At 66.9% G+C, this 17,014-nt stretch carries 20 protein-coding genes; 7 read left to right on the top strand and 13 right to left on the bottom strand.

What is annotated here, in order from left to right:
• Nucleotides 1-285: a 1,2-phenylacetyl-CoA epoxidase subunit PaaB gene (gene paaB / locus ASD28_RS04060; protein WP_056124395.1), complete on the bottom strand. Its 285-nt coding sequence runs from the start codon at nt 283-285 to the stop codon at nt 1-3.
• Between the two features lie 11 nt (nt 286-296).
• The gene (paaA, locus tag ASD28_RS04065) at nt 297-1,286 is read right to left on the bottom strand and encodes a 1,2-phenylacetyl-CoA epoxidase subunit PaaA (protein WP_056124397.1); all 990 of its coding nucleotides are present in this window, start codon (nt 1,284-1,286) and stop codon (nt 297-299) included.
• A gap of 102 nt (nt 1,287-1,388) precedes the next feature.
• On the opposite strand from paaA, the gene paaX reads away from it, so the two are divergent.
• Nucleotides 1,389-2,315, top strand: a complete 927-nt coding sequence (gene paaX, locus ASD28_RS04070; RefSeq protein ID WP_056124400.1) for a phenylacetic acid degradation operon negative regulatory protein PaaX — start codon at nt 1,389-1,391, stop codon at nt 2,313-2,315.
• Nucleotides 2,316-2,414: 99 nt separating this feature from the next.
• On the opposite strand, the gene ASD28_RS04075 is transcribed toward paaX, so the two are convergent.
• Complete coding sequence (locus ASD28_RS04075) at nt 2,415-2,669, bottom strand: DUF2442 domain-containing protein (RefSeq protein WP_056124402.1); 255 nt, start codon at nt 2,667-2,669, stop codon at nt 2,415-2,417.
• Between the two features lie 106 nt (nt 2,670-2,775).
• Between ASD28_RS04075 and ASD28_RS04080 the strand changes: the two genes are divergently transcribed.
• Nucleotides 2,776-3,912, top strand: a complete 1,137-nt coding sequence (locus tag ASD28_RS04080; RefSeq protein WP_056124403.1) for a M14-type cytosolic carboxypeptidase — start codon at nt 2,776-2,778, stop codon at nt 3,910-3,912.
• A 28-nt stretch (nt 3,913-3,940) separates the two neighbouring features.
• Here the strand turns inward: ASD28_RS04080 and ASD28_RS04085 are convergent, their stop codons facing one another.
• The 3 genes from ASD28_RS04085 to pmbA all read right to left on the bottom strand — a co-directional run bounded on the left by ASD28_RS04085 (nt 3,941) and on the right by pmbA (nt 7,103).
• Nucleotides 3,941-4,594, bottom strand: a complete 654-nt coding sequence (locus tag ASD28_RS04085; protein WP_056124406.1) for an oxygen-insensitive NAD(P)H-dependent nitroreductase NfsB — start codon at nt 4,592-4,594, stop codon at nt 3,941-3,943.
• A gap of 60 nt (nt 4,595-4,654) precedes the next feature.
• Nucleotides 4,655-5,659 carry a DUF4214 domain-containing protein gene (locus ASD28_RS04090; RefSeq protein ID WP_056124409.1) on the bottom strand — a complete coding sequence of 335 codons (1,005 nt, stop codon included), beginning with the start codon at nt 5,657-5,659 and terminating at the stop codon, nt 4,655-4,657.
• 91 nt (nt 5,660-5,750) lie between these two features.
• Complete coding sequence (gene pmbA / locus ASD28_RS04095) at nt 5,751-7,103, bottom strand: metalloprotease PmbA (protein ID WP_056124411.1); 1,353 nt, start codon at nt 7,101-7,103, stop codon at nt 5,751-5,753.
• Between the two features lie 93 nt (nt 7,104-7,196).
• On the opposite strand from pmbA, the gene yjgA reads away from it, so the two are divergent.
• Genes yjgA through ASD28_RS04115 form a run of 4 tightly spaced genes read left to right on the top strand, consistent with a single transcriptional unit; the run spans nt 7,197 to nt 9,272 of the window.
• On the top strand, nt 7,197-7,802 hold the full coding sequence (gene yjgA / locus ASD28_RS04100) for a ribosome biogenesis factor YjgA (RefSeq protein ID WP_056124414.1): 606 nt from the start codon (nt 7,197-7,199) through the stop codon (nt 7,800-7,802).
• Entirely contained in the window at nt 7,786-8,406 is a 621-nt protein-coding gene (gene mog / locus ASD28_RS04105) for a molybdopterin adenylyltransferase (protein WP_056124417.1), read from the top strand. The genes yjgA and mog overlap by 17 nt, the downstream gene beginning before the upstream one ends.
• A complete protein-coding gene (locus ASD28_RS04110; protein WP_056124420.1) occupies nt 8,403-9,071 on the top strand; it encodes an alpha/beta hydrolase in 669 nt (222 codons plus the stop codon). The genes mog and ASD28_RS04110 overlap by 4 nt, the downstream gene beginning before the upstream one ends.
• 3 nt (nt 9,072-9,074) lie before the next feature.
• Nucleotides 9,075-9,272, top strand: a complete 198-nt coding sequence (locus ASD28_RS04115) for a hypothetical protein (RefSeq protein ID WP_056124423.1) — start codon at nt 9,075-9,077, stop codon at nt 9,270-9,272.
• Nucleotides 9,273-9,288: 16 nt separating this feature from the next.
• On the opposite strand, the gene ASD28_RS04120 is transcribed toward ASD28_RS04115, so the two are convergent.
• From ASD28_RS04120 to ASD28_RS04140, 5 genes are all read right to left on the bottom strand, one after another.
• Entirely contained in the window at nt 9,289-10,314 is a 1,026-nt protein-coding gene (locus ASD28_RS04120; protein WP_056124426.1) for a S41 family peptidase, read from the bottom strand.
• Nucleotides 10,315-10,339: 25 nt separating this feature from the next.
• Entirely contained in the window at nt 10,340-11,077 is a 738-nt protein-coding gene (locus ASD28_RS04125; RefSeq protein WP_056124429.1) for a LytTR family DNA-binding domain-containing protein, read from the bottom strand.
• On the bottom strand, nt 11,074-12,105 hold the full coding sequence (locus tag ASD28_RS04130) for a sensor histidine kinase (RefSeq protein ID WP_156403694.1): 1,032 nt from the start codon (nt 12,103-12,105) through the stop codon (nt 11,074-11,076). Before ASD28_RS04130 ends, ASD28_RS04125 begins: the two co-directional genes overlap by 4 nt.
• 8 nt (nt 12,106-12,113) lie before the next feature.
• A complete protein-coding gene (locus tag ASD28_RS04135; protein WP_056124434.1) occupies nt 12,114-12,677 on the bottom strand; it encodes a hypothetical protein in 564 nt (187 codons plus the stop codon).
• Between the two features lie 117 nt (nt 12,678-12,794).
• Complete coding sequence (locus tag ASD28_RS04140) at nt 12,795-13,349, bottom strand: carboxymuconolactone decarboxylase family protein (protein WP_056124438.1); 555 nt, start codon at nt 13,347-13,349, stop codon at nt 12,795-12,797.
• Between the two features lie 92 nt (nt 13,350-13,441).
• On the opposite strand from ASD28_RS04140, the gene ASD28_RS04145 reads away from it, so the two are divergent.
• Nucleotides 13,442-14,776 carry an aspartate aminotransferase family protein gene (locus ASD28_RS04145; RefSeq protein WP_056124440.1) on the top strand — a complete coding sequence of 445 codons (1,335 nt, stop codon included), beginning with the start codon at nt 13,442-13,444 and terminating at the stop codon, nt 14,774-14,776.
• A 103-nt stretch (nt 14,777-14,879) separates the two neighbouring features.
• Here ASD28_RS04145 and ASD28_RS04150 read toward each other — a convergent pair whose 3' ends face one another.
• Nucleotides 14,880-15,731: a fumarylacetoacetate hydrolase family protein gene (locus ASD28_RS04150; RefSeq protein ID WP_056124443.1), complete on the bottom strand. Its 852-nt coding sequence runs from the start codon at nt 15,729-15,731 to the stop codon at nt 14,880-14,882.
• Entirely contained in the window at nt 15,700-17,007 is a 1,308-nt protein-coding gene (locus tag ASD28_RS04155) for an MFS transporter (RefSeq protein WP_371831796.1), read from the bottom strand. The genes ASD28_RS04150 and ASD28_RS04155 overlap by 32 nt, the downstream gene beginning before the upstream one ends.
• Nucleotides 17,008-17,014 lie beyond the last annotated feature (7 nt).

Genomic DNA, 17,014 nt, shown 5'->3' on the forward strand with positions numbered 1-17,014 from the left:
TCACAGGTTCTTGACGTCTTCCGGCATCGGGAAGAACGTCGGGTGGCGGTAGACCTTGCTGTTCGACGGCTCGAACAGGGCGTCCTTGTCGGCCGGGCTGGACGCGACGATGTCGGCGGCCTTCACCACCCAGATCGACACGCCTTCGTTGCGGCGCGTGTAGACGTCGCGCGCGTTGTTGATCGCCATCCCGGCATCCGGCGCGTGCAGGCTGCCCACGTGCTTGTGGGCGAGGCCGTGCTGGCTGCGGATGAAGACTTCCCACAGGGGCCATTCCTTGCTCATTGCTGTCTCCTTCATGCTGCGGCTTTTTTAGCGGCCTGCTTGTCCGCGTGCGCGACGAGCGCCTCGCGGAACCATGCGCCATCCTCGTACGCCTTTACGCGGGTCCGCAGGCGCTCCTTGTTGCACGGTCCGTTCCCTTTCAGGACGTTATAAAACTCTTCCCAATCGATCTCGCCGAAGTCGTAATGACCCCGTTCCTCGTTCCACTTGAGGTCCGGATCGGGGACGGTGAGGCCGAGGAATTCGGCCTGGGGCACGGTCTGGTCGACCATGCGCTGGCGCAGCTCGTCGTTCGAGAACAGCTTGATGCGCCAGGCCGTCGACTGGGCGCTGTTGACGGATTCCGCATCGGACGGGCCGAACATCATCAACGACGGCCACCACCAGCGGTTGAGGGCATCCTGCGCCATCGCCTTCTGCTCGGGCGTGCCCTGGGCCAGCTTCATCATGATGTCGTAGCCCTGGCGCGCGTGGAACGACTCTTCCTTGCACACGCGGATCATCGCGCGGGCATACGGACCGTACGAACAGCGGCACAGCGGGATCTGGTTGATGATCGCGGAGCCGTCCACGAGCCAGCCGATGGCGCCGATGTCGGCCCACGTCAGGGTCGGGTAATTGAAGATGCTCGAGTACTTGGCCTTGCCGGAGTGCAGGGCGGCCAGCAGTTCGTCGCGCGACACGCCCAACGTCTCCGCCGCGCTGTACAAATACAGCCCGTGGCCGGCTTCGTCCTGGATCTTGGCCAGCAGGATCGATTTGCGCTTCAGCGTGGGCGCGCGCGTCACCCAATTGCCCTCCGGCAGCTGGCCGACGATCTCGGAGTGCGCGTGCTGGGAAATCTGGCGGATCAGCGTCTTGCGGTACGCCTCGGGCATCCAGTCCTTGGCTTCGATCTTCACGCCGGCGTCGATGCGCGCCTGGAACGCCTGCTCTTCCGCGCTCATGTCGGCGCGGGTCTGGACCTGTTTCAGGCCGGTTTCCACCATCTGGGCATACATGGCTGGTCTCCCTGGGTTCTGTGTCGATTCATAATACGATACACTAATCGCGATGTATAGCGAAATTTTGAATCATATTGAGACGCGGTAAAATCGCCCACCATGACCCAGCCCAGCAGCCACGAGTGGATCAACCACTTTCTCGAGACCGACCCGCCGCGTTCCAAATCGCTCGTGATGACGATCTTCGGCGACGCCATCGCGCCGCACGGCGGCCGCCTGTGGCTGGGCAGCCTGATCGAACTGGTGGCGCCGCTCGGCGTCACGGACCGGCTCGTGCGCACGAGCGTGTTCCGCCTCGTGCAGGAGGGCTGGCTCGTCGCGAACCGCGAGGGCCGGCGCAGCAGCTATGCGTTGCAGCCCGACGCCGCGCCCCGCTTCGCGCGCGCCAACCGCCGCATCTACGCGCCGCCCGGCGTCGACTGGAACGGCCGCTGGACCCTGCTGCTGGCCCCCAATGGCAGCATCGACAGCGCGCTGCGCGCGGCCGTGCGCAAGGAACTCGAATGGGAAGGATTCGCCATGCTGGCGCCGGGCCTGCTGGCGCATCCGGCGGCCGACCCGGACGGCGTGGCCGAGGTGCTGAGGCGGGTGGAAGGCGGCGGCAAGATCTTCGTCTGCGCCGCGACGGAGCTGCCTTGTGCCGGCGCGCGGCCGCTGGCCGAACTGGTGCGCGAAGGGTGGGATTTGTCTGCCGTCGTGACCGGCTACCGGCGTTTCATCAAGGAATTCTCGCCGCTGCTCGACCTGCTGCGCGGCGAGCCCGAACCGGATCCGCAGCAGGCCTTCATCGTGCGTACCCTGCTGATCCACGCGTACCGCCGCGTCCAGTTGCACGATCCGATGCTGCCGCTGGCGCTGTTGCCGCAGCCGTGGCCGGGGTCGGAGGCGTATGCGCTGGCGCAGGCGATCTACCGCCTCGTGTGGGCGCCGGCCGAGCGGCATCTGATGGACGTGCTGCGGCGCGAGGATGCGGCGGCGCCGGCGGCGGACAGTGGTTTGTACGAAAGATTTGGCCAGTTGCGCTGATCGCGACATAAAACAACGTCATTCCCGCGCAAGCGGGAATCCATGCGGTGTCACAACTCAAGCGACGCATGGGCTCCCGCCTTCGCGGGAGCGACGGTGTTAACAATCCAGCGCAAACTGCGCCGCCGCCATCGGATGACGAATACGGTCCAGCGCCAGTTCCAGGTCGAGCCCCGGCCAGTACAGGCATTCCGCGCCCAGGGGCTGGATATGGCACAGCTGCGCCACGGTGGCGTGCTCGAACCAGGGGAACAGCGCGAACGGCACATAGAGCTCTTCGTCGCGCCAGCGCAGCCAGAAGCCGCGCCGGTCGATGGTTGTGATTTCCGGCCGCGCCACACGGATGTTCATCATGTTCCCTCCTCCTCGATGAGGCCAAGCAAGAACAGTAGCAAACCCTTGGTCGTCATCCATTAAGCAGTATCATGCCGGCTCACACCCAACAACATCAGGACGCACTATGTCTATCAAGATCAGCAGCCAGTTCGACGCTGGCGCCATCGATATCGTGAACGCCACGAGCGCGAACGCCATCGACCTGAACATCCGCAAGGACTCCCACGCCGACATCACGCAGTGGTTCTACTTCCGCCTGCAGGGCGCGCAGGCGCAGCCGTGCACGATCCGCCTGCTCAACGCCGGCAAGTCCGCGTATCCGAAGGGCTGGGAAGACTATCACGCGATGGCCAGCTACGATCGCGTCAACTGGTTCCGTGTGCCGACGAGCTTCGACGGCCAGGCGCTCACGATCGAGCACACGCCCGCCATGGACAGCGTCTACTACGCCTATTTCGAGCCGTATTCGTGGGAACGCCACCTGGAGCTGCTCGACCGCGCCCAGCTGTCCGAACACGTGCGCATGCTGGACCTCGGCTCGACCGTCGACGGGCGCGACCTGAACCTGCTCGTCATCGGCGACGAGGCGGCGAACAAGAAGAAGGTGTGGGTCATCGCGCGCCAGCACCCGGGCGAGACGATGGCCGAGTGGTTCGTCGAAGGCATGCTCGACGCCCTGCTCGACCCGGCCCATCCGTTCGGCCGCCAGTTGCTGAAAGAGACCGTGTTCTATGTCGTGCCGAACATGAACCCGGACGGGTCCGTGCGCGGCAACCTGCGCACTAACGCGGCCGGCGCCAACCTGAACCGCGAGTGGCTGAATCCGTCGCTGGAACGCAGCCCGGAAGTGTTCCTGGTCCGCAAGAAGATGGAAGAGACGGGCGTCGACCTGTTCCTGGACGTCCATGGCGACGAAGGCCTGCCCTACGTCTTCATCGCCGGCAGCGATGCCCTGCCGACCTTCACGGCGGAACAGGCCGCCGCGCAGAAGGCGTTCTCGGACGCGTTCATGATCGCCAGCCCGGACTTCCAGGACGTGCATGGCTACCCGAAAGAGCCGTACACGGACGAGGTGCTGACGATGGGTTCGCCGTACGTGACGCATGCGTTCGGCTGCCTGTCGCTGACCCTGGAACTGCCGTTCAAGGACAATGCCAACGACCCTGACCCGCTGGTCGGCTGGGACGGCGCCCGCAGCGCACGCCTCGGCGCCGCGGTGCTGCAGCCGGTGCTGCAGGCCGTGCGTCAGTTGCAAAAATAAGAAACGGGGCACGAGCCCCGTTATCCGCTTACAGGAAAGTAAACACCTGTTCCTGCGTGAGACGCGATTTCGGCAGGCTTGCGTTGAAATCGCTGTCGGCGTGGTAGCCGAAGCTCAGCAGGACGAGGCTGGACAGGCCTTTCTCGTGCAGGCCCAGTTCCGCGTCCAGCGCGGCCGGGTCCAGGCCTTCCATCGGGGTCGTGTCCACACCCAGCGCGCTGGCGGCCAGCATGGCGTTGCCCAGCGCGATATAGGCCTGCTTCTCGAACCACTGCGGCAGGTCCTTCAGCGTGTAGCGGTGCAGGTTGACGTAGCCCTGGCGGCCCTTGGCCTGGCCGGCCCTGGCGGCATCGTCCTTGAAGCGGCCGTCGCGCTGTTCCTGCTCGAGCAGGCGCTCCAGGTGGCCGCCTTCGGCGTCGACGCGCGTGCAGAACAGGATCACGTGCGACGCGTTCAGGATCTTCGCTTCGTTGTAGCTGTACGGACCCTGCACGCCCTTGGCCAGGCGCGCCTTCGCTTCCGGCGTGCTGGCGACGATGAAGTGCCAGGGCTGCGAGTTCACCGACGACGGGCTGTTGCGCAGCACTTCATAGATCTGCTGCATCGTCTCTTCGGGGACGCGGCGGGTCGGGTCGTAGGCCTTGGCGGTGTAGCGCTTGCGGGCGGCGGCAAGAATGTCCATCGGGTTCCTTTCAAAAATGCGTATCTGCACATTATTGCAGGAACCCGAAAAACGCGTGCGTCACATGGTCATGATGGGCGCGTCGAACACGAGGCCGTTGCCGATCAGCTGCACGCTCAGGTCCACGTTTTCCGGACTCTCGCTGATGCCGGCGAGCACCTCGCCACGGGTGGCGATCTTGCGGTCCAGGGCGTCCGTCCAGAAGTCCAGCCCGGCCTGGTCCGGCGCGCGGTGCAGGATGTGCTCGTAATACTTGACCACCAGGTCGCGGTTGGCGAGGCCGCCGTACAGCTTCTGGTATTCCGCCGATGCGAGGAAGGCGCCGGTGATCCCCGCCAGTGTCGCGCCCCCGCCATCGATCTGCTGCGTCCAGAAATCCAGGCCCGGCTCGTCCGGATTGCGGCCGAATGCGGCCTGGTACAAGCGGAACAGCTGGCCGCCCGTGTTGTCGACGCTGATGAGCGCGACGTCCTTGTCGTCGAAATACACGCGTTCGACGCCCGTCAGCGTGTCGATGCCGCCGGTGCCCTTCAGGTCCGCGATCGTCCACGCGGCGCCCGTGCGTTCGATCCGGTAGTCGGCGTAGGCGCCCTTGTAGGCGATGGTGTCGAAACCGGCGCCGCCGTCGATCACGTCGCTGCCCGCGTCGGCACCGATGCGGTCGTCACCGCCGCCGGCCCGGATGATGTCGCTGCCCGCGAAGCCTTGCAGGATATCCTTGCCGGCGCTGCCGGTGATGGTGTCGGAGCCGGCCAGCAGGGCCGTATAAATCTGGGTATCGGTGGTGGCCTTGAGGACCGTGTCCAGGAACGTCCCGCCATCGATGGTCAGGTCCGTCGCCTGGAACACCGGCAGGCCGGAGTAGCCCAGCTGGACCAAGTTCACGGCGGTCGCGGTGCCGCTCACGTCGCCGGACGGGCCGATCGCGAAGTTACCCAGGATGGACAGGTGCTGGAGCCCGTTTTCCAGCGTGACGCTGCTGGACGAGGTCGAGATGATTTTCCATTGCACGGCCGTGCTGCCGATCAGGTCGAGCTGCAGGCCGAAAGTCTGGAGTGTTGCCATGACGTCTCCCGTGACATAGAAAGTCGTCAATGTAACACATGGTTATGACATTTTTGCAATAGATTGTCGCGACCTCATGGCAAATGTGAAATCAATTGCCCGCGACGACCATCTGCTCGATCAGGATGGAACCCGTCGACTTGTTCCCGCGCGTGAGCACGTCGTTGCCGACGCCGACGATGGCCTGGAACATGTCCTTCATGTTGCCCGCGATGGTGATCTCTTCGACCGGATACTGGATGACGCCGTTCTCGACCCAGTAGCCGGACGCCCCGCGCGAGTAATCGCCCGTGACGTAGTTCGTGCCCTGCCCCATCAGTTCCGTGACGAGCAGGCCGGTGCCCATCTTGCGCAGCATGCCTTCGAAGTCGTCGGCGATCTTCGTTTCTTTCGAGATGATTTCCAGGTTGTGCGAGCCGCCGGCGTTGCCCGTCGTCTGCATGCCCAGCTTGCGGGCCGAGTACGACGACAGGAAATAGCCTTGCAGCACGCCGTCGCTGACGACCTTGCGGCGCTGGGTACGCACGCCCTCTTCGTCGAACGGGGCCGAGCCCACGCCGCCGATCAGGTGCGGGTCTTCGACGATCTGGATGTGGGATGGGAAAATGCTGCTCCCCAGCGAATCGAGCAGGAAGCTCGACTTGCGGTACAGGGCACCGCCCGAGGTCGCCTGGACGAACGCACCCAGCAGGCCGGCGGCCAGCGGCGCCTCGAACAGCACGGGGCACGTGCGAGTGTCGAGCTTGCGCGCGTTCAGGCGCGCGAGGGCGCGTTCGGCGGCATAGCGGCCGATCTTTTCCGGATCGCCCAGTTTGTTCGGATCGCGCGCCGACGAATACCAGTCGTCGCGCTGCATGTGGGCGCCCTTGCCCGCGATCGGCGCGACGGACAGCGTGTGGCGCGAGAACGGGTAGCCGGCGCAAAAGCCGAGCGAGTTGGCCGCCACGAAGTGCGACTGCTGCACGTAGACGCTGGCGCCTTCACTGTTGGTGACGCGCTTGTCGACGGCGAACGCGGCCGCCTCGCAGCGCTGGGCGATGGCGACGGCGTCCTCGGCGCTGATGTCCCATGGGTAACACAGGCGCAGGTCGCGCGGGTTCGTTTCCAGCAGGTCGGCATCCGGCAGGCCGGCGGCCGGGTCCTCGGCCGTGAAGCGGGCGATGTTGTACGCCGCCTCGACGGTGGCGCGCAGCGAGTCGCGCGAGAAGTCGGACGTACTGGCGTGACCACGGCGCTGGCCGGAGTAGACGGTCACGCCGATGCCCTTGTCCTTGTTCTGCTCGATGGTCTCGATCTGGCCCTTGCGGACCGTCACCGCCAGCCCGCTACCCTCGCTGATCTCGACCGACGCATCGCTGGCGCCCGTTTCCTTGGCAATGGCAAGCACGTCCTGTGCAAGCTGCTTGAGCTGATCCTGGGTATGGGTGAAGACGGTATCGGTCATGTGCGTTTTTCGTAGCGAGCCCTAAAACAGTTATCATAGCAGCCGTTTACTGTTTTTACCGGCCGGCTTCGTGCCTGCCGAATCTAGATCATCATGCCAAATGCCAACCGCGGCTCCGTCGGCTTCCGCTCCGACGAGTTCGACCAGGAATACGACCGCCCTTCCAAGTCCGAACTCAAGCGCCAGAGTAACGAGCTGCAGAAGCTCGGTGAACAGCTCATCGAGGCGCCGCGCGACCGCGTCAAGCGCGTCCCGATGCCGGACGAAGTCCGCGACGCCATCCTCATGTGCCAGACCATCACCAACCACGAAGGCCGGCGCCGCCAGCTGCAATTCGTCGGCAAGTTGATGCGCTCGCTCGACGAGGAAGAGGTCGCCGTCATCCAGCGCACCATCGAAAGCTGGAAGGGCACCTCCAAGGCCGAGGCGGCCGCGCTGCACGCGCTGGAGCGCCGCCGCGACAAGCTGCTGGCCGACGACAAAGCACTGACCCAGTTGCTGGAAGAACACCCGGACCTGGACGTGCAGCACCTGCGCACGCTGATCCGCAATGCGCGCAAGGAACAGGCGGAGAACAAGCCGCCCAAGGCCTACCGCGAAATCTTCCAGATCCTGAAGGACCTGGCGAAGGCGCCGAAGGCCGCGCCTGCCGATGAAGCCTCCGGCGACGAGGACGAAGACGATGAGTCTGGACAATAAAGTCGAAGAGCTGGTCGTCGGCCTGGTCTCGGTCTCGGACCGCGCCAGCGGCGGGGTCTATGAAGACAAGGGCATTCCCGCGCTGCGCGAGTGGCTGGAAGCGGCCCTCGTCACCCCGTTCCGCGTCGAGACGCGCCTGATCCCGGACGACCGCGCCAGCATCGAGCAGACGCTCGTCGAGCTGGTCGACACCGCGCGCTGCCACCTCGTGCTGACGACGGGCGGCACGGGCCCCGCCCGCCGCGACGTCACGCCGGAAGCAACCGTCGCCGTGGGCACGAAGGAGATGCCGGGCTTCGGCGAGCAGATGCGCCAGATCAGCCTGCACTTCGTGCCGACCGCGATCCTGTCGCGCCAGACGGCCGTGATCCGCGAGACGCCCCATCACGCCGCCCTGATCATGAACCTGCCGGGCCAGCCGAAGTCCATCAAGGAAACGCTGGAAGGCCTGAAGGACGCGGACGGTCGAAACATCGTCGGCGGCATCTTCGCGGCCGTCCCGTATTGCATCGACCTGATCGGCGGCCCGTACGCCGAGACCGACCCGGCCGTCTGCAAGGCCTTCCGGCCGAAGTCGGCGCAACGACCAAAGGACCCCGCATGAGCGACCTGCTCGAACACATCCAGATCGAGACCAACGACAACCCCGAGATCGCCATCATCTGGATGCACGGCCTGGGCGCGGACGGCAACGACTTCGTGCCGATGGTGCGCGAACTGGACCTCGCCGGCCTGCCCGGCATCCGCTTCATCTTCCCGCACGCGAACACGATGCCGGTGACCATCAGCAACGGCTACGTGATGCGCTCCTGGTACGACATCACGGGACTGGAACTCGGGCGGCGCGAAGACGAGAACGGCCTGCGCGCCTCGCAGAAAGACATCGAAGCCTTCATCGAGCGCGAAAAGGCACGCGGCATTCCCGCCTCGCGCATCATCCTGGCCGGCTTCTCGCAGGGCTGCGCGATGGCCATCCAGACGGGCCTGCGCCATCCGGAACCGCTGGCCGGCCTGCTGTGCCTGTCCGGCTACGTGCCGTTGTCGGCCAACGTGGCGACCGAACGCTCCGACGCCAGCAAGTCCACGCCGATCTTCATGGCCCACGGCCGCTACGACAACGTGGTGCCATTCAATCGCGCGGAAGCGTCGCGCGACCTGCTCGTCTCGCTGGGCTACCGGCTCGAATGGCATGAATACGCCATGCAGCACACGCTGTGCCTGGAAGAAGTCCAGCACATCTCGGCGTGGCTCAAGAAAGTACTGGACTGAATCATGGCAAAGAAAGAGGAACTCGACGAGGAAACGCTGGCGCTGATCCACTGGTGCATCGAGGTCGAACACCACCTCGTCGCCGGCGGCGCCACGCAGAAACAGGCGCAGGAACACATCGAGGAACAGGTCGAGTGGTTCACCGACATGTTCTACGAAGGCCTGACGCCGGAACAGGCGGCGAAGGAAGCGCTGGCCTGAGCTGACCTGAGCCCGCCTACTCGGGCACGCAGCGCGGCGAATTGGCGGCAGCCCATTCCGCGGCCGTCCTGAGCGACGCCTCGACCGGCTCGCCTTTCGGCGCCGGCTGCATGGGCGCGATGCCGCCGCGGAAGACCGGACCATCGGCCAGCGCATACCGCATTTCCGTCAGCAACAGCATGGCGCCGTCGGGCAGCCAGTACACCTTGTTCGCCGTCGACATGCCGTACGACGCCTGGCCGAACGTCCGCACCCGCTCCTCCCCCATCAACGCGACGAGCAGCATCTCGCCCGCGCTCGCCGTCTTCGCGCCGACCAGCACGGCCAGCGGCCCGGCGGCAAAGGACGAGAATGGATTGGCGCGGTCCCCCACGTCGCGCGCGGCCATGCCCGCGAGACCGGTGCGATCGACCACCGGGATCGCCTTGCCGTCGCGATCCACCCAGCGCGCCTTGTTGGCATTGCCGAACAGCGGATACATGGCGATGAACGGCGGCCACGCGTTGCCGCCCGTCTGCTCGCTCAGGTCGACGACGAGCGCGCAGGCCCGTCCGACGCCGGGCAGCGCGGCCGCGTCGTCGTACACGCGCCGCACGTAGGCCGACATGGCCGCGGGCGCCATGTCCGTCGTCGCCGGCGGCACCCAGCGCAAGACCGTGCCTCGGCTCGTCGCGACCAGCTGGAACGGCGCAACGCGGGGACCGGCCGGCTGCGGCAGCGCGGACTGTCCCGGCGCCTGGGGCGGGAACAGGAACGAGTGGCCGCCCGTGTCCAGCGTGCCGAGCACCTTGCGGACGCGCGCATACAGGTCGTTCCGGTCGACGTCCGCCGTCTTGCCGTCAACCGCGGCCAGCAGGTCCTGCTTCGCCTGTGCGTATTCTTCCTGCCGGCGCGGGTACAGGCCCTTGCTCTCGACCAGGCTGATCGCCTGGTCCGCGATGGCGCGCGCCAGGGCCAGCGGCATGGTCTCCGCGGCGCCGGCGGCGGTAGCCGCGGCAAACGACAGGGCGCAAACGGCCGCCCGCAACAGGTTGCGATTCATGGTGTCTCCTTGTTGAACGAGGCGGCTACATGCCGCGGAACAGATATTGAAAGCGCTGGCTGACCGGCAGTCGCGCGGGATGCCCGCGCAGGTGCACCCACAAGGCGCCATCCTCGGCGCGCGCGGCGCTCGCGATGCGCCGCACGGCCACCATATAGCCCCGGTGGATCTGCCAGAACGCGGCCGGGTCGAGCGAATCGGCCAGTTCCTTCAGGCTCAGGCGGATATGGGCTTCCAGCCCGTCCGTCACCACGCGCGTGTACTTGGCATCCGCGCAGAAATACAAGACGTCGGCCAGGTCGATGAAGTGGATCGTGTTGCCGACCGTGGCCTGCAGCCACGCGGGCGCCCTGGGTGCGGGCCGCAAGCGCGACACGAGGTGCGTGAGGTCCGGCGGCGGCGATGCCAGGCGCGCACGCACGCGCTCGACCGCGCGCGCGAGGCGTTCCAGCGCGATCGGCTTCACGACGTAGTCCACGGCACCTTCGTCGAACGCGGCCAGCGCATGTTCGCCGTAGGCCGTCACGAACACGACGTGGGTCCGCGCACCGAACACGCGCGCCAGTTCCAGGCCGTCCAGGCCCGGCATGCGGATGTCGAGGAAGGCCACGTCCGGCATCCATTCGCGGCCCAGGCGCAGCGCCTCGATGCCGTCCTGCGCGGCGGCGATCTGCGCGTCCGGCCATAAACGTTCCAGCGCTTCGACGAGTTCCGCGCGCAACAGCGGTTCGTCATCGGCGACGAGGACACGGGGCGCCGTCATGCCATCACCTCCAGCGCGGCGGCGGCCGGCAGCGTCAGCACCGCTTCCGTCAGGCCCGCATCGCCGCGGCGCAGGACGAAGCCGGCACGCGCCCCATACAACGCTTGCAGGCGCTCGCGCAGGTTGCGCAGGCCGACGCCGCTGCCCAGCGTGGTCTCGCCGATGCCGGCGCCGTCGTCGGCGACGACGATGGTCAACACGTCACCGTCGCGAACCGCCGTCACGGCGATGCGCACGGTGCCCGGCTTCGGCTCGAGGCCGTGGCACACGGCGTTCTCGACGAGCGTCATCAGGAGCAGCGGCGGCATCGACACGGCTGCCAGCGCGGGCGGGCAATCGAGCTGGTATTGAAGACGCTCGCCGAAGCGGATCGCCATCAGCGCGAGGTAGTGGCCGGCCAGTTCGAATTCGCGGCCCAGGGTCGACGCCTGGCTGCGCATGTCGGGCAGCGCGCTGTGCAGGTAGGCGATCAGGTGTTCCAGCATCTCGACGGCGCGCGGCGGCTGGTGGCGCGCGAGATATCGCGTGTTGGCGAGCGTGTTGTACAGGAAGTGCGGTTCGACCTGGGCCTGCAGCGCTTTCAGCTCGGCCGCCAGCGCCGCGTTGCGCAGGTCGGCCAGCTGCTGCGCATGGGCGCGGGTGCGGGCGAACCACAGCGGCAGCCCGAGGACGGCGACATTCACGCCGACGACGCAGGCCAGCACCTGCTGGTCGGGCAGCGCCTGGACGCCCCACGCGGCGAGCACGCTCTGGTATGCCGGCAGCACGGCCCACGCGCCGGCGCCGGTCGCGGCCAGCAGCAGCGTCATCGCGCTGGTCCAGCCGAGCCGGCGCGCGGCCACCAGCAGCAGTGCGCACGTCACGAAACCCGGCACCACGATCGCGCCGAACAACGCGAGCAAGGCGTAGCGCCGCAGCAGCAGCGCGCCGCCCGCGACGAGCGCCAGGCACAGGAGGCTGAGCAGCCCCTGGCGCCATGCACAGCCGTACAGGCGGCGGATGGCGCGGGCGCAGTCGTCGTCGGTCATCGATTCGCTCACAAGGTCGGCGTGGTCGGGATGGCGGCCTGCGGCGGCATGTGGTCGACGGGGACGTCACGGCCGACGGTCTCGAACGCGACCGGCTCCATCCACACCTGGCCCGTGCCGCCGCCGATGGCGCCGAACACGATCAGCGCCGCGTTGTCCGGGACATCCAGCACGACGCTGCGCTCCTGCCAGCCGGTGGTGCCCTTGAGCGGCTGGCTTTTGGTGTTATAAAAGGCGACCGACTTGCCTTCGTGCGTATCGACACGCATCCACAATCCCGCCCAGTCGCTTATCGCCTCGGTACGCAGGCGCGCGCGAAACCGCACGCGCTGGCCGAGGTAGCGCTGGGCCTGGACAGGCTGGACCAGGGCTGCCCACGCCTTGGGATCGTTCGTCTTACTGCGCAAGAACTTGGCCCCGCGCCCTTCCGGCGACGTGTCCACGCCGGCCGTGAATTTGTCGGGATTTGCACCGGTCACGTGCCAGTTCGGCGGCAACGGCGCGGGCGTAGCGGCCAGCGCGAGGACGGTCGTGGCGGCCGCCGCGGCGGCGAGGATGTAATGGGGTTTCATCGGTTTGTCTTTCGCGAGTGGTTGGGAGCCGTCACTATGCCGCCAGCGCCGGCGATGCGCCGGGCAATGCGACGGACGACTACCGCGCCGCGACGAACGCGGCCTGGCGCCGATGGGCTAATCGGGCAGCGGCGCCGCACTCGACGCCGGCGCTTCCGTGCGCGCCGTGTTCATCACCATCGCGAGGAACGTGTAATAGCCGTTCACGCCCATCAGGTCGACGACGCCCTGCTCGCCGAACAGGGCCAGCGCGTCGTCGTAGACGCGGTCCGACACGCGCTTGTGGCGGTGCAGTTCGAGGCAGAAGTCGTACACGACCGCTTCGTCGACGAGCATCGCGGCCGGCCGCTCGTGCCCCGCGATGGCCGCGATGACGTCCGGCGGGACGCCCACCTGCTGCGCGATCGGCGCGTGGATCGCCCACTCGACCTGCTGGTCCCATTCGCGCGCCGTGACGAGGATCGCCAGCTCCGACAGGCGCACGCCGATGGCACTGCGGTAGCGCAGGTACTCGCCGACCCGCTGCGCATGGCCCATCAGCTCGGGACTGCGCAGCAGCGGCACGAACGGGCCGTACAGCGCACCGCGCGGGCCATTGATGATCTCCTGGGCCGCGGCGCGCTGGGCGTCGGTCCAGTCTTCCGGCGGAATCGGGCGAAGGCGGTCTGTCATGACGAAAATATTCGCATGCCTTGAGGCAAAAATCAAAAGAATCCCGACGGTTCCCGTTTATTGTCAAACGTCAACTTTTTGGGGAGCTTCCAATGACGCATATCCTGCATCGCAGCCTGCGCCAGACGCCGCCCGTCGCGGTCGGCGGCGCGGGCGTCTATCTGTACGACAGCCACGGGCGCAGCTACCTGGACGCGAGCGGCGGCGCGGCCGTGTCGTCGCTTGGGCATGGCCATCCGGACGTGATCGCGGCCATGCACCGCCAGATCGACCAGTGCGCCTACGCCCACACCGCGTTCTTCACGACCGAGGTGGCGGAGCGGCTGGCCGACCGCCTCGTGGCGAACGCGCCGGCCGGCATCGAAGGCGTGTACCTCGTGTCGGGCGGATCGGAAGCGATGGAGACTGCGCTGAAGCTGGCGCGCCAGTACTGCGTCGAAGGCGGAGAGCCGCAACGCTCGCTATTCATCGCGCGGCGCCAGAGCTACCACGGGAACACGCTCGGCGCGCTGGCCGTGGGCGGCAACGAATGGCGCCGCCAGCCCTTCGCCCCGCTGCTGATCGACGTCGAGCGGGTGTCGGCCTGCTACGAATACCGCGGCCGGGCCGAGGACCAGACCGTCGACCAGTACACGGCGATGCTGCTGGACGAACTCGAAGCCGCGATCCTGCAGGCCGGCCCGGACCGCGTGATCGCGTTCTGCGCCGAACCCGTCGTGGGCGCGACCGGCGGCGCGATCCCGCCCACGCCCGGCTACTTCCGCGGCGTGCGTGCACTGTGCGACAAGTACGGCATCCTGTTCATCGCCGACGAGGTGATGTGCGGGATGGGCCGCACGGGCACGATGTACGCGATCGAGCAGGATGGCGTGGCGCCCGACCTGATCGCCGTGGCGAAAGGCCTGGGCGCGGGCTACCAGCCGATCGGCGCGGTGCTCGTGAACGGCGCCATTATCGAACGCCTGCGCGCCGGCAGCGGCGCATTCCTGCACGGGCACACCTACATCGGGCATCCGGTCGCGGCGGCGGCGGCCCTCGCCGTCCAGCAGGTCATCGAGCGCGACGACCTGCTCACGCAGGTGCGCCTGCGCGGCGCGCAGCTGCGGGCCATGCTGGACGAGGAATTCGAAGACCATCCGCACGTGGGCGACATCCGCGGCCGCGGGCTGTTCCTGGCCCTGGAACTGGTGCGCGAGCGCGCGCACAAGACGCCGTTCGCGCCGGATCTGAAACTGCACGCGGCGATCAAGGCGCGCGCGATGGAGAACGGGTTGCTGGTGTATCCGATGGGCGGCACGATCGATGGCCGCCACGGGGATCACGTGCTGCTGGCGCCGCCGTTCGTCGTCACGCAGGGGGACCTGGGCGAGATCGTGGGGCGGTTGAAGGAATCGGTAGAGGGGGCGTTAAAAACAGTGGCTATCTAAAACAACGTCGCCCCTGCGAAGGCAGGGGCCCAATTTCTTGGCTCAGCTACGAACTTGGATTCCCGCCTGCGCGGGAATGACGGATCAGAGGTCACGGGCCATATCAGGCTTTGGGAAACGCGACCACTTCCTGCTGCTGCTCGCCCAGCCCCGCAATCCCGAGGCGCAGCTTGTCGCCCTTCTTGAGGAAGCGCTGCGGGCTGCGGCCGAGGCCCACGCCTGGCGGCGTGCCCGTGGTAATGATGTCGCCCGGTTCCAGGGTCATAAAGCGCGACAGGTAGCTGACGATCTGCGCGACAGTGAAGATCATCTTCGACGTATTCCCGGTCTGCACGCGCTTGCCGTTCAGGTCGAGGTACAGGTCGAGGTCCTGCACGTCGAAGATCTCGTCCTTCGTCACGAGGAACGGGCCGACGGGGCCGAAGGTGTCGCAGCCTTTGCCTTTATCCCACTGCGAGCCGAGTTCGAACTGGTAGGCGCGTTCCGAGACGTCGTTGACGACGCAATAGCCGGCCACGTATTTCAGCGCATCCTTTTCGTCGACGTACTGCGCGCGGGTGCCGATGACCACGCCCAGCTCGACTTCCCAGTCGGTCTTTTTCGAGCCTTTCGGCAGCTGGATGGGATCGTCCGGGCCGTTCAGGCAGGACGTCGCCTTCATGAACATGATCGGTTCCTTCGGGGTCAAGGCCCCGACTTCGGCCGCGTGGTCGGAGTAATTCATGCCGATGCCGATGAACTTGCCGACGCCCTTGACCGGCACGCCGAAGCGGGGGTTGCCGCGGACGACCGGCAGCGTTTTCCAGTCGACCTTGGCGAGCTTGCGCAACGCCTTTTCCGACAGCACCGACGCGTCGACGTCGTCGATGACGCCGGACAGGTCGCGCAGGCGGCCTTCTTCGTCGAACAGGCCCGGTTTTTCCTTACCGGGGCGACCGTAACGAACCAATCTCATATTCTTCCTTCTGGGTGAGCAAAGCGATGCCGCATTTTACTTGACGGCGCCGAAGGAAGTCGTGGACGTACCCGAGCAGGCCAGGCATCTGCAGCGCCACCAGCACGCCGAATGCGACGCGGTAGGCGAGCGCCGGAAAGTGGCCGGCAGCGTCGGGGCGCCACAGGCCGACGATCAGCCCGAACCCCGCCTGCACGAGGAACGCGCCGATGAAGATCAGGAGGTTCAGGCACGTCGCCGCGCGTCCCGTCAGCGTGCGCGGCAGGCTCTGGGCCACGATCGCGTATTCGATCCCGGTGATCGTCCCCACGAGCGTGAACAGCACCGACAGCAGCTGCAGGCTGGGCCGCCAGTTCAACACGATGACGACCTGCACCAGGATGAAGAGGAACACGCCGACGGCGGCCACGTCCAGCGCCTCGATGCCGCGCCGCCCCGCCCATTCCGTGATCATGCCGACCGCGATGGCGCCGAAGATCACCGACGCCATGCCCATGTACAGCAGGTAGGCGACGGCGGCGTCGGGAAAACGGGCCACGTCGGCCAGCCAGCGCCCGATCCACAGGCCCTGGATGCCGAAGAAGATCGCATGCGGCACGAGCACCAGCGAGATCGTCGCGCGGAACGCGGGCGCGCGGTACACGTCCAGCACCGAGCGCACGGTGGGCAGCGCGCCGCCGGGCGCCTGCGACCTGGGCGTGACCAGCCAGATCAGCAGGCCGCTGCAGGCGGTGAGCGCGGACAGCAGCATGAACAGGCCGCGCCAGTCCGTGTGCTGCAACAGCACCCGCACCGGCATCGTGCTCGAGGCCGCGCCGAGCCCGCCGACGGCGATCAGGTAGCCCTGCACTGACGGCAGGCGCGTGGGCGCGATCCAGGTGGAGATCGCCTTCACGGCCGACATGAAGCACCCACCGAGGCCGCAGCCGATGATGGCGCGCGCCAGCACCAGCTGGCCGAACGAGCGGCCGGTGGCGAACAACAGCGCGCCGATGGCCGCCAGCATCAACAGCACCACCTGCACCTTGCGCGGGCCGTAGCGGTCGAGCGCGATCCCGACCGGCAGCTGGACGAGGGCGAACGCGAAGAAGAACGCGCTGGTGAGGAGGCCGAGCTGGCCCGGCGTCAGCGCGAGCGCGCCGACCAGATGCGGTGCCAGCACGGCGTTCACGTTGCGCAGCAGCGAGGACAGGTAATGCCCCAGCGCGAACGGCAGGAACACGTAGAAAAACACTGCCACCCCGTTGAGGCGCGACTGGCTCTGGTCGGTTTCCATGGACATC

It is taken from the genome of Massilia sp. Root133 (genome assembly GCF_001426525.1).
In the GTDB taxonomy this organism is placed as follows: Bacteria; Pseudomonadota; Gammaproteobacteria; order Burkholderiales; family Burkholderiaceae_D; genus Telluria; species Telluria orientalis.

Coding starts and splice junctions, on each gene's coding strand:
- paaB (WP_056124395.1), bottom strand. CDS start 285: ATGAGCAAGGAATGGCCCCTGTGGGAAGTCTTCATCCGCAGCCAGCAC.
- paaA (WP_056124397.1), bottom strand. CDS start 1,286: ATGTATGCCCAGATGGTGGAAACCGGCCTGAAACAGGTCCAGACCCGC.
- paaX (WP_056124400.1), top strand. CDS start 1,389: ATGACCCAGCCCAGCAGCCACGAGTGGATCAACCACTTTCTCGAGACC.
- ASD28_RS04075 (WP_056124402.1), bottom strand. CDS start 2,669: ATGATGAACATCCGTGTGGCGCGGCCGGAAATCACAACCATCGACCGG.
- ASD28_RS04080 (WP_056124403.1), top strand. CDS start 2,776: ATGTCTATCAAGATCAGCAGCCAGTTCGACGCTGGCGCCATCGATATC.
- ASD28_RS04085 (WP_056124406.1), bottom strand. CDS start 4,594: ATGGACATTCTTGCCGCCGCCCGCAAGCGCTACACCGCCAAGGCCTAC.
- ASD28_RS04090 (WP_056124409.1), bottom strand. CDS start 5,659: ATGGCAACACTCCAGACTTTCGGCCTGCAGCTCGACCTGATCGGCAGC.
- pmbA (WP_056124411.1), bottom strand. CDS start 7,103: ATGACCGATACCGTCTTCACCCATACCCAGGATCAGCTCAAGCAGCTT.
- yjgA (WP_056124414.1), top strand. CDS start 7,197: ATGCCAAATGCCAACCGCGGCTCCGTCGGCTTCCGCTCCGACGAGTTC.
- mog (WP_056124417.1), top strand. CDS start 7,786: ATGAGTCTGGACAATAAAGTCGAAGAGCTGGTCGTCGGCCTGGTCTCG.
- ASD28_RS04110 (WP_056124420.1), top strand. CDS start 8,403: ATGAGCGACCTGCTCGAACACATCCAGATCGAGACCAACGACAACCCC.
- ASD28_RS04115 (WP_056124423.1), top strand. CDS start 9,075: ATGGCAAAGAAAGAGGAACTCGACGAGGAAACGCTGGCGCTGATCCAC.
- ASD28_RS04120 (WP_056124426.1), bottom strand. CDS start 10,314: ATGAATCGCAACCTGTTGCGGGCGGCCGTTTGCGCCCTGTCGTTTGCC.
- ASD28_RS04125 (WP_056124429.1), bottom strand. CDS start 11,077: ATGACGGCGCCCCGTGTCCTCGTCGCCGATGACGAACCGCTGTTGCGC.
- ASD28_RS04130 (WP_156403694.1), bottom strand. CDS start 12,105: ATGACCGACGACGACTGCGCCCGCGCCATCCGCCGCCTGTACGGCTGT.
- ASD28_RS04135 (WP_056124434.1), bottom strand. CDS start 12,677: ATGAAACCCCATTACATCCTCGCCGCCGCGGCGGCCGCCACGACCGTC.
- ASD28_RS04140 (WP_056124438.1), bottom strand. CDS start 13,349: ATGACAGACCGCCTTCGCCCGATTCCGCCGGAAGACTGGACCGACGCC.
- ASD28_RS04145 (WP_056124440.1), top strand. CDS start 13,442: ATGACGCATATCCTGCATCGCAGCCTGCGCCAGACGCCGCCCGTCGCG.
- ASD28_RS04150 (WP_056124443.1), bottom strand. CDS start 15,731: ATGAGATTGGTTCGTTACGGTCGCCCCGGTAAGGAAAAACCGGGCCTG.
- ASD28_RS04155 (WP_371831796.1), bottom strand. CDS start 17,007: ATGGAAACCGACCAGAGCCAGTCGCGCCTCAACGGGGTGGCAGTGTTT.